Origin of the sequence: Desulfococcus sp. (assembly GCF_041737845.1) — a bacterium.
In the GTDB taxonomy this organism is placed as follows: Bacteria; Desulfobacterota; Desulfobacteria; order Desulfobacterales; family Desulfococcaceae; genus Desulfococcus.
This window is the reverse complement of record NZ_JBGSQX010000086.1, coordinates 1-10,808: the sequence shown is the minus strand read 5'-3', so window position 1 is coordinate 10,808 and position 10,808 is coordinate 1. Positions and strand designations below refer to the sequence as shown.

The window sequence follows — 10,808 nt, the reverse complement described above, 5'->3', positions numbered from 1 at the left end:
CTGGAACAGTACTCCCATGTCTGGATCATCTTCTGGTTTCATGAAAACGACAACCCCACCGACCGCGCCATCCTCCAGGTGCATCCCTGCCGGAACCCGGGCAATCCCTTGACCGGGGTCTTTGCGGCCCGGGCCCCGGTGCGCCCCAATCTCATCGGCTTGAGTGCCGCCCGCCTGCTGGGGGTGGAGGGCCGCAAAATCATTCTGGCAGGCCTGGACGCCCGGGAGGGGACGCCGGTGCTGGATATAAAACCGTACCTACCGGTCAGCGATGCTCTTCAGGATGCCCGGGCCCCGGAGCTGTTGCCCCATCCTGAGGAAGATCAAAGGTAGGGATTTTAAGGTTGTATCATGAAGACGTCATGATCTTACCCCGTCGCTCCCAGGCGTGGATGTGTGAAGATAACGTACTGAGACAAGGCCACCTGGCCCTGAACCCAACTGACGCTAGTTGGGTTTGAAAGTCTAAGAGCTTAGAATTACAATGATATCTTTTTGATGTACCCATTGCCAAAGTCACCGGCGGAACATATTTATATATACGAGAACTAAGAAATATTTAAATTGAGATTATTCCCTTGCAAGGGATAAGGAAAAATAGTACAAATCAAGATGGCTAATCAAAAGATTTTTTGGTTATTTATCTGATTACTGAAAAAAATCTGCTATTCTGAGTGCCGGCCTTGTGATATTAGTCATTAATTCTAATATATCTTGTAAAGATCATCTCAAAGTAAGGGATTGTACATTTCCCCCCAAGGAATCACCTTACAGGGGAAGCGGTTGAGAGGCCCGGCGGGTCCCCGGCGGGGTGACAGCGGTCCGGGCGGCGGCAACCCGTGATCGGCTAAGCCCATCGTTCCGGGGATAGCGGCGGAGGCTGCATCGGCCGGTTTCCTTGCGAGTTTTAATAACCATCAGTAACAGGGACAAACATATGGCAAAAGAGGAAAAGAAAACAAGCAAAGCTAGTGGCGGCAACGGCAATACCGGGGCAGTCATGGTAGTAGGCGCAGGCATTGCCGGCATCCAGGCCGCCCTGGACCTTGCGGACAACGGATACGAGGTGGCCCTGGTGGAGAAAAACAGCTCCATCGGCGGCACCATGGCCCAGCTCGACAAGACCTTTCCCACCATGGACTGCTCCATCTGAATCTTGGGGCCCAAGATGGCGGATGCCGGTCGGCATCCCAAAATCACGATTCACACGTTGAGCGAAGTCACCGAGGTCAAGGGGTATGTGGGGAATTTCGACGTCAAGATCGTCAAGAAGGCGCGCTACGTAGACGAAAAGGAATGCACGGCCTGCGGCGACTGCGCCCGGGCCTGCCCGGTAGTCTACCCGGACGAGTTCAATGTGGGGCTGTCGTCCCGCAAGGCCGTCCACATCGCGTTTCCCCAGGCCGTGCCGTCGGCCTATGCCATCAACATGAACGAGTGCATGGGCCGGGGCTGCTCCAAGTGCCTCGACGCCTGCGAAAAGCGCTGCATCCACTTTCACATGTCCGACGAGGAGATCCCCTGCCGGGTGGGCTCCATCGTGGTGGCGACCGGTCTTTCGCCCTACGATCCCCGGGAGATGGACGAGTACGGCTACACCCGGTTCCAGAACGTGCTCACCAGCCTCGAGTTCGAGCGGCTGGTGAACGCCGGCGGACCCACCCAGGGGGTGCTGATCCGGCCGGGGGACCGGAAGCGCCCCGCATCCGTCGGGTTCATCCAGTGCGTCGGCTCCCGCTCCAGGCGGAAGGGCGGAGAGCACTGCTCCAACATCTGCTGCATGAACACCATCAAGGGCACCCTGGTCCTGAAGGAGCACTACCCGGACATGGAGATCAAGGTCTTCTACATCGACATCCGGGCCTTCGGGAAGGGCTTCGAGGACCTCTACAACCGGAGCCGGCGCCTGGGGGTCCAGTACCTCCGGGGCCTTCCCGGATCGGTGGAGGAGCTCGAAGACGGCAGCCTGCGGGTGGCCGTGGAGAACACCGCAACAGGCAGGATCGAGTTCCACGACCTGTCCATGCTCGTCCTGGCCCTGGGCATCCAGCCGTCTTCGGACACCCGGAAGATCCAGGAGATGCTGGGCCTCCAGCTCACCCCGGACGGGTTCTTCCTGGAGGCCCATCCCAAGCTCCAGCCCGTGGACGCGGCCACCCGCGGCGTGTTCTACGCCGGGTGCGCCGAAGGCCCCAAGGACATCAAGGAGAGCGTGACCCAGGGATCTGCGGCCGCGGCCCGGGCGATCCGCCTCATGCACACGGGCCAGATCACCGCAGAACCCATCACCTCGGCGGTCATCGCCTCCCACTGCAAATCCTGCGGCAAATGCGCCGAGGTCTGCCCCTACAACGCCATCACGGTGGACGTCAAACGCAAGACACCCGCGGTGGTCAACACCGCCGCCTGCGCCGGATGCGGCACCTGCGCGGCCGAGTGCCGGTTCGGGGCCATCGTCATGAACCATTTCACCGACCGGCAGATCACGGCCCAGATCGACACCCTGCTGGCCGAGAACGCGGCGGAGAAGGTCCTGGCCTTCGCCTGCAACTGGTGCTCCTACGCCGGCGCCGACTACGCGGGCGTTGCGCGCCTCCAGTACCCCGCCAACGTCCGCCTCATCCGCACCATGTGCAGCGGCCGGGTCGACGAGGCCTTCATCTGGCGCGCCTTTGAACAGGGCGCGCCCGTGGTCCTGGTGAGCGGCTGCCACATCGGGGACTGCCATTATATCGACGCCAACCACTGGACGGTGAAGCGGGTGGAGAAGGTCCGCAAGAAAATGGAGAAGCTGGGCATCCGGCCCGATCGCCTCCAGCTCGAATGGATCAGCGCCGCCGAGGGCGTCCGCTTCGCCCGCGTCATGTCCGACATGGAAGCCCTGCGGAGGGAAGTCTCGGCCGGCGAAATCGCGGAGACGATCGAGATCCTCCGGAAGCGGAAGAAGGACGGGGATGCGCCTGAAGCTCCCGCACCGGGGGTGGGGGTGACTCCGCAGTAAAGAATCATAGAGGGAGGCTTCCTTGCGGGGCCTCCCTCGCCTCACATCACATCACCGGGCATACCTGCTCGGTGCCACGTCGGATTCCCTTCAATGTCGGCTGCAAACGCATACCGGTCAGACAGACGACCCCCTATTGATTACACCACGCCATGTCCCAGCACCCCTTGCCGGATAAGGCCTGAGGCCCTCCCCCCTGTAAGGGCGGGTTCCAAACCCGCCCTTACGGAGAGGTTTTCAGCGGCAAAACAGACGCTTCGTGCGAAAGCTCCTCTTTCCGCTGAATCCAGAGCGGCTTCGCTACAAAATCAAGATTACCATTATAATACCTTAAAATGTTTAGATTCCAGTATCATGCAAGTATTCTTCACCTTTTCGTTGTTTCGGGAACCATAGAAAGCGGTATATAGCCCGAAAATAAACTTCACGACCTTTTTCAGCTTATATCCCATTTATTAAGCATGTTACCTTAAGCAATAGGTATTTGTACCTATTTACAAACGATATTTTTTTCAGTAATGAAATATTCAGATCAACAGACAACGTTACTCCCTTCATTACCACATGGCGAAAATCGATACCTCCCCCCAGCCTTTCCGGCCTGAATGATTTTTGCCTGAAGAGACTGCATCTCCTTTTTTTGGAAAAGGCATGGTGAATGATGCCCAATGACGCGGTACCTCTGAAAATGCCAATCTCATAAGCATCCCTTGGGTCCTATGATCCATAAGGAGGCTTTTGCATTTCGAAAAACGATAAAGCCAAACCTGCCGCGAGACAGGGACGGAAAGCCGCGGATCTTCATGAGACAGCCGGGTTGCCATAAGGTAATCCGGCTTTTTTGTGTGATCGCGAGGCACTGTCGGAAGACAGGTCTTTAAGACTCCTGCCCGGACGATTCCGCGCCGAGCATCGGTGAACTGACAGACATGCAGGCGACCGATGCCGCCGATATGGCCGAAAGAAATGTCCGTGAAGCCCAGGTCAATGACAGCCCATCTTTGGAAACAACGTCCTCATCCACCAGCACCACCGGGGATCGGGAGCAGGCGAACCAGAAGGAATCCACCGCAAGCGAAGCGGATGTTGGTGTCAGTTGGTGATGGGATCGCAGCGAATATGATTTCATGAAACAGGGAGATGGCGCCATGAGGAATATAAAAAAAGTGAAATCGGTCCGGGGGTATGGAATCATATGGGCATTCTGCCTTGTCTTCATCGTGTGTTCCTGCGGAGGCGGGGGCGGCTCATCGAGCGGTCCGTCATCGGAAAGCGGGGAGATTTCGTTCTCGCTGCGACTGGAAGAGGAGATCAGCGATAGCGGGGAACTCCAGGAGGAATCGACCGGATTGGATTGTTCAGGGAATCATATCGATACCATCAAGGCCGAGATCCTGAACTCGGCCGGCGAAGTGATCGCGCGGGGCGGCCCGTTCAACTGCACGGACGGCCATTTAACGGTTACCGGCGTCCCGGTCGGGCAGAATTACGTGGTGGCCGTCACGGCCCTGGACCTTGACGGTTTTGTCATTTTCAGCGGAGAGGAGACGGGGGTCACGGTGGCGCCTGGCATCAGCAACGAGGTGGGGCCGATCATCCTCAGGCAGGTCCTGAACCGGAAGCCGAGAATTATGCCGGCCATCGGGAACCGGCGTGTTCTGGAGGGCGAGACGCTCCAGTTTTCGGTGCACGCTGAAGACCCGGATGACGCGAACCATGTCACCTGCACGGCCAGCGATCTTCCCGCGGGGGCCGAGTTTGATCCGGAGACCGGCCTCTTTTCGTGGACACCGGAGTACGGGAAGGCCGGTCTCTATCGAGTGATGTTCCGGGCGGTGGACGACGGCGATCCACCCATGAGCGACGCCGAGATCGTGGCCATCAGCGTGGGCGACGGGAACCAGCCCCCGGTCGTGTGGCCGTTGAAAAATTACGCCGTTCAGACGGGGGAAACCGTCTCCTTTGAAGTGACGGCCTCGGATCCGGACCAGGGCGATACCCTCACCTTCAGCGCGTCCAATCTTCCCGCCGGGGCTGTTTTCAACCCAGAGACCCGGATCTTCACATGGGCGACCGGGCCTGAGGATGCCGGGTTCTATATCGTCTCCTTCCTGGTGATGGATAACGGCAACCCGCCCCTGGGAAACGGCCGGCAGGTCACCATAACCGTGGGGGACGATGTCGACCACATGCCGGAGATGGACCCCATCGGTAGTCAGCAGGTTCTAGTGAACGAACTGCTTGAGTTCGTGGTGACGGCAAGGGATCTGGACGGCGACCATCTGACATTCACTGCCGGAAACATGCCGGCGGGTGCAACCTTCAATCCCGAAGCCCAGAGGTTTTCCTGGACGCCGGGTGGTGGGGAAGAGGGCACCCACACGATCATTTTTACGGTGACCGATGACGGGATTCCGCCTCAGGGCGATTCCGAGGAGGTCGTCATCACCGTGGGCGTCGGCAACCACGGGCCGGTTCTCGACCCCATCGGGAGCCGGGAGGTCCGTGAAGATGAACTGATCGAGTTTGTCATTACGGCGACCGATCCGGACAATGATGCTTTGGTCTTCTCCGCAACCGGCCTTCCGGACGGCGCCATCTTCGACCCGGATACCCAAAAATTCTCCTGGAATCCGGGTTTCGAAGATGCGGACATCTACGAGGTCGAATTCACCGTGGAGGACGTACGGGCCGATTCCCTGAGCGACACGGAGACCGTCACCATCACCGTCGGGAACTTGAACCGGCCGCCGGTTTTCGAAGAGATCGGCGAACAGAGCATCGACCTGTACACCAAGAGTCTCCTGTCGTTCACCGTGACCGCCAGAGACCCGGACGGCGATACACTATCCTATGAGATGACCGACGGCCCCGAAGGCGCCGTATTTGCCGACCAGACCTTCCAGTGGGCGCCCACCCGCAATGATGTGGGCATGGAGCATTCCGCCAGCTTCAGGGTAACTGACAACAAGGGGCTGTCAGATACGATGACTGTCAACATTCGTGTCATGGATGATTTCCCTGTCGCTTTTCCTGATGCTAATTTCGAGGCGGTGATCAGAGGGCAACTTAATTTACATAATGGTACTATAATGAAGTCTGATTTAATGAGCTTATCTGCATTATCGGGATACAATAGAAATATAACGAGCATTGAAGGGCTTCAGCACTGCGAAAACTTACAAGTGGTTAATTTTGATCTTTGTTATCAAATCAGCGATTTTGGACCGCTCGCTGGGTTGGTAAAACTTCAATATCTTATCCTCTCTCAAACCCAAATCAGCGACATAACCCATTTAGCAGGATTGGTAAACCTTCAAAAGCTTATTCTTGATTATACCCAAATCAGCGACGTAACCCCCCTCGCAGGATTGGTAAACCTCCAAGTTCTTTATCTTGATTATACCCAAATCAGCGACATAACCCCCCTCGCCGGTTTGAAAAGCCTTCAAGTTCTTTCTCTTGATTCTACCCAAATCAGCGACATAACCCCTTTATCAGGATTGGTAAATCTTCAATCCCTTCTCCTCTATAATACCCAAATCAGCGACATAACCCCCCTCGCAGGATTGGTAAACCTTCAATCCATTTTTCTTGGTTATACCCAAATCAGCGACATAACCCCTTTATCAGGATTGGTAAACCTTCAATCCCTTGTCCTCTATAATACCCAAATCAGCGACATAACACCCCTCGCAGGATTGGTAAGCCTTCAATTTCTTTCTCTTGATTCTACCCAAATCAGCGACATAACCTCCCTCACAGGCTTGGCAAACCTTCAATCAATTTATCTTTATAATAACCAAATCAGCGACATAACACCTTTGCTTGGATTGAATAACTTAGTGTACATAGATGTTTCGAATAATCCATTAGACGTAGACTCATGCACTTCGATTATTCCGCAACTTGAAGCGAAAGGCGTTACAGTTGTTCATACCTGTTTTGAGAGGCCAGCATTTTGAAAAAACAGCAAATAAGTGGCGAAGAAATAGGGATGAAAACGTGAAAAGGACAAGAGTCAGCCCGATACATACTGAGCACGCGAAGGCCCCCTGTGCCAGGGAAGTTGACAGTTATAATGGCAGCCGTTACAAGTTGACTCATGATAAAGTCCTTCCACGGCACAGGCACGGAAGACGTATTTGATGGCAGGAATTCGCAGGCAGCGGAGAGTAGCTGTCCACCCTCTTTGTGGGCGATCGCTCAGCGTAAGCTCGACCAGATCAATTGTGTTCGAGAAATCGGTGAACGTTCAATCCTGCCGGGGAATCGCCTGGAACGCCTTCGCGGTGGACAGGGAAGATCCATACAGCATTCGGATAAACCAGCAGTTCCGAATCTGTTTCAGATGGGAGGACGGCCATGCCGATGAAGTCGAAATTGTCGATTCCCACTGAGCCGGATGTTGGGCGGCGTCTGCCGACACAGCGCCCGCCGATACATCCCGGAGAGATGCTGTTGGAAGAGTTCCTGAAACCCTTGGGGATATCCCAGAATGCATTTGCGATTCGTCTCGGGGTCTCCTATCCCCGACTGAACGAGATCGTTCGGGGGCATCGCTCCGTTACTCCGGATACCGCATTGCGTCTGGCACGAGTTCTGGGAATGTCGGCTGACTTCTGGCTCGGGCTCCAGCAGGATTGGGACCTTTGGCATGCCATGAACGGACCCGGTGCGGACGAAATCTCTCACCTCGAACCGATTGCGAGATAATGGGTTATCCCTGTAGTTGCATAAATTTGTGAGGAAGAAAGAAAAAAGAAGCTTGCGGAGGCCCGAGAATAGTGGGTGTAAATTGTTTACGACGACAACTTAAAACCCAATTCAGGAGGCCACCGCAAGTGAAATCCAGCAAATCACAAATTCATGCAAAAGTTCCACAAAATTCCGATGATCCGGTTCGAGGATCAGCAACTCACTTCCTTCTCCGGTTGCTGGTTTCTCAGATGCTCTTCAAGCGCCTCGACTTGTATCGGGCCATGAGCTTTTTGGGCGAGGAGCTTGCCGATCAGAGCGACGCCACGCCCTTTACCCCGCGGCGAACCAAGGACCGGATCGAAGAGATGCTGTTTCAGAGAAACCGCGATTTGTTCAGCGAACTGGATCTGGTGTTTTTCGATACGACCTCGATCTACTTTGAAGGCAACGGCGGGGAGCACTTCGGCCAAAGAGGATTCAGCAAGGACCACCGCCCGGATCTTTTCCAGATGGTTGTCGGGGCCGTGCTCGATGACAACGGTCGCCCCATCTGCTGCGAGATGTGGCCGGGCAACACCACCGATGTCACCACGCTGATACCGGTTGTCGAACGGATTCGGAAGCGGTTCGGCGTCAACAGCTTTTGCGTGGTTGCCGATCGGGGCATGATCAGTGCCGAAACGGTAAGCCTGCTCGAAGAAAACAACATCGCCTGCATCCTGGGCTGCCGGATGCGCAAGGTAAAGGCGATTCAAACCGAGGTGCTCACCCGAGCCGGCAAATACCAGGAGGTGTATCCGGAAAGTGCGGACCGAAAGAAACCGGCGCCGCTGAAAGTCAAGGAGGTTCATCACGATGGGAAGCGCTACATCGTCTGCGTCAACGAGCGCCAGGCCCGCAAGGATGCCGCCGACCGCCAGGCCATCGTCGATTCCCTGCAGGAGCAGTTGAAAAAAGGAGCCAAGTCCCTGGTGGGAAACAAGGGCTACCGGAAGTATCTGAGAATCGAAAAGGAGAGCGTCCGCATCGATACGGACAAAATCAAGGCAGACGAGGTTTTCGACGGCAAATGGGTGCTGATCACCAATACCACCCTCTCGGGGGAACAGGCCGCCCTCAAGTACAAAGAGCTGTGGCGTGTGGAGCGCGTGTTCCGGGATGTGAAATCGCTTCTGGAAACCCGCCCGGTTTACCACCAGAAGGACGCCAACATCGCAGGCCATGTGTTTTGCAGCTTCCTGGCGCTGGTGCTGCGAAAGGAACTGGATCAGCGCCTGTCGGCTGCCGGGCACCAATTCGAGTGGCTGCATATCCAACAGGATCTCAAGGCCCTCCAAAAGGTGGTGATCGAGGAGAGCGGGAAGCGGTTCGCCCTGCGCACGGAATGCAAAGGCAACTGCGGTAAAATCTTTCAGGCGGTCGGCGTTGCCATTCCCCCCACGATCCAGGCCGTGCCGTGACCGCGTGAAATTACGAAGGGTAGTGCCAAGACTCTTCGTGTGCCTCATAACGCCATGTATTCATTAAGAATTAGAAATTGTGGTGTTCAAAATCAGTCAGGCGCATGCTGGAGCATGCCGGTATCCCAAAGCCGAAACTGACGGAAAAGAGACGACTGCATCAGGTTGCGTTGGGATAAACCGACGAGGAAACGAGTACAACCGAGGAACCGGATGCGGGAAAACCGCACGTCCGGGACTGTGCGGGGGGTGCCGGGTGACCGGCATTCCTACCGCAACGCCAACTAAAATTCTTGCAATTGTCACATTTTTGATGCATATTGATATGCATATTACGGCTGCATGGTAGAAAGGAGCTATATATGCGAACAACCTTGAATATAGAGGATGCCCTTATTGAAAAGGCATCGAAGCTAACCGGAATTATGGAAAAAACAGCTTTGATACGCAAAGGGCTTGAGACTCTGATCAGTCTGGAGAGCAGCCGGCGCTTGGCTGAACTCGGTGGAACCGAGAAAAAAATTGAAATGCCAAGACGCCGAAGGCCAGAGTGTTGAAATGATCCTTGTAGACACAAGCGTTTGGATCCAACATTTCAGAAAAGCTGATCATGAGCTTGTTGACCATTTAAACACCGGTTCGGTCGCCTGTCATCCTTTTATTATAGGAGAATTAGCGTGCGGCAACCTGGGTAACCGCGCAGAAATTTTAATGCTGCTACAAGCATTGCCTTCTACTCCAATTCTTGAGCCCTATGAAATCCTTCATTTTATAGAAAAGAACTCGTTAATGGGGCGGGGCCTTGGATACTTAGATATTCACCTTTTGGCTTCTTCAATTCTTGGCAATGTGGTTTTATGGACTGCAGATCGTCGTCTTCGTGAAGCAGCAACAGAACTCGGGCTATCGTATTTAAATGGCTAACAAACGGCTGTTGACGGACTCGCTTTGCTCTCCTCAAAGCCGCAGCGTTATGCACAAAGGATTCAGGAATGCCATATTCACCTTTTTACAGCCGTTTTCCCGAAATTGCTAAACATGAGACCAGGGCAGTCACTGTGATCGGTACTTCGAGTTGGAATTTGCCGCCCGCGAGTTACTCTTTCCATGAGATGTTTTGTGATGAGCCTGGATGCGACTGTCGCCGGGTTTTCTTTTGTATTGTATCGTCTCTTCGGCAAGATATCCAAGCCGTCATCGCATGGGGGTGGGAAGACATTAAATTTTATGCAAAGTGGATGGGAGAGAGTGATCCGCGTATCATTAATGACCTAAAGGGGCCAGCGTTGAATCTTGCCAGTCCGCAATCTGATCTTGCCCCGGCACTCTTGAATTTGCTGCGAAAAATGTTGCTCATGGACACCACATACACAGAGAGGGTTAAGCGTCATTATGCCATGTTTCGCAAAACTGTTGGCAAGAAGGCCAAAGCAGTTAGCTCGGGAAAAGTGCTTAAAAAAAAGGGGTGGTCCTAAACGAGTAGTGGTGGGGAAATATACCTTGCACGTGGGCTGATGAAAATCAGTTTAGAAAAACGGTAGTATTTTGATCCCAATTTTGTTCCGTTTTGCTGACTATTGACATGATCTCTTTCCTTTTCGACTGAACTGATTGACCGATATTCTTTTTATACCATTCGAACACTT

Annotated in this window: 8 protein-coding genes, 1 pseudogene and 1 riboswitch; all 9 genes and pseudogenes read left to right on the top strand. The window is 54.4% G+C overall.

What is annotated here, in order from left to right; all coding sequences use genetic code 11:
- Positions 1-333 (top strand): tRNA (N6-threonylcarbamoyladenosine(37)-N6)-methyltransferase TrmO (tsaA, locus tag ACEW8N_RS09750; protein WP_373499621.1); only part of this gene is annotated, 333 nt, incomplete at its 5' end.
- Positions 334-1,003: 670 nt separating this feature from the next.
- Positions 1,004-3,001: pseudogene (locus ACEW8N_RS09745) on the top strand (hydrogenase iron-sulfur subunit); the annotation flags it as partial.
- Between the two features lie 750 nt (positions 3,002-3,751).
- Positions 3,752-3,826: riboswitch (cyclic di-GMP riboswitch) on the top strand.
- Between the two features lie 104 nt (positions 3,827-3,930).
- Positions 3,931-4,104 carry a hypothetical protein gene (locus ACEW8N_RS09740; RefSeq protein WP_373499620.1) on the top strand — a complete coding sequence of 58 codons (174 nt, stop codon included), beginning with the start codon at positions 3,931-3,933 and terminating at the stop codon, positions 4,102-4,104.
- Positions 4,105-4,149: 45 nt separating this feature from the next.
- The gene (locus ACEW8N_RS09735) at positions 4,150-6,966 is read left to right on the top strand and encodes a leucine-rich repeat domain-containing protein (protein WP_373499619.1); all 2,817 of its coding nucleotides are present in this window, start codon (positions 4,150-4,152) and stop codon (positions 6,964-6,966) included.
- Positions 6,967-7,366: 400 nt separating this feature from the next.
- Complete coding sequence (locus tag ACEW8N_RS09730) at positions 7,367-7,717, top strand: HigA family addiction module antitoxin (RefSeq protein WP_373499618.1); 351 nt, start codon at positions 7,367-7,369, stop codon at positions 7,715-7,717.
- A gap of 233 nt (positions 7,718-7,950) precedes the next feature.
- The gene (locus tag ACEW8N_RS09725) at positions 7,951-9,162 is read left to right on the top strand and encodes an IS1634 family transposase (RefSeq protein WP_373499617.1); all 1,212 of its coding nucleotides are present in this window, start codon (positions 7,951-7,953) and stop codon (positions 9,160-9,162) included.
- 362 nt (positions 9,163-9,524) lie between these two features.
- A complete protein-coding gene (locus ACEW8N_RS09720; RefSeq protein WP_373499616.1) occupies positions 9,525-9,719 on the top strand; it encodes a type II toxin-antitoxin system VapB family antitoxin in 195 nt (64 codons plus the stop codon).
- Between the two features lies 1 nt (position 9,720).
- Positions 9,721-10,086 (top strand): type II toxin-antitoxin system VapC family toxin, encoded by a 366-nt coding sequence (locus ACEW8N_RS09715; protein WP_373499615.1) that lies wholly within the window; start codon positions 9,721-9,723, stop codon positions 10,084-10,086.
- A 68-nt stretch (positions 10,087-10,154) separates the two neighbouring features.
- Entirely contained in the window at positions 10,155-10,637 is a 483-nt protein-coding gene (locus ACEW8N_RS09710) for a hypothetical protein (RefSeq protein ID WP_373499614.1), read from the top strand.
- Positions 10,638-10,808 lie beyond the last annotated feature (171 nt).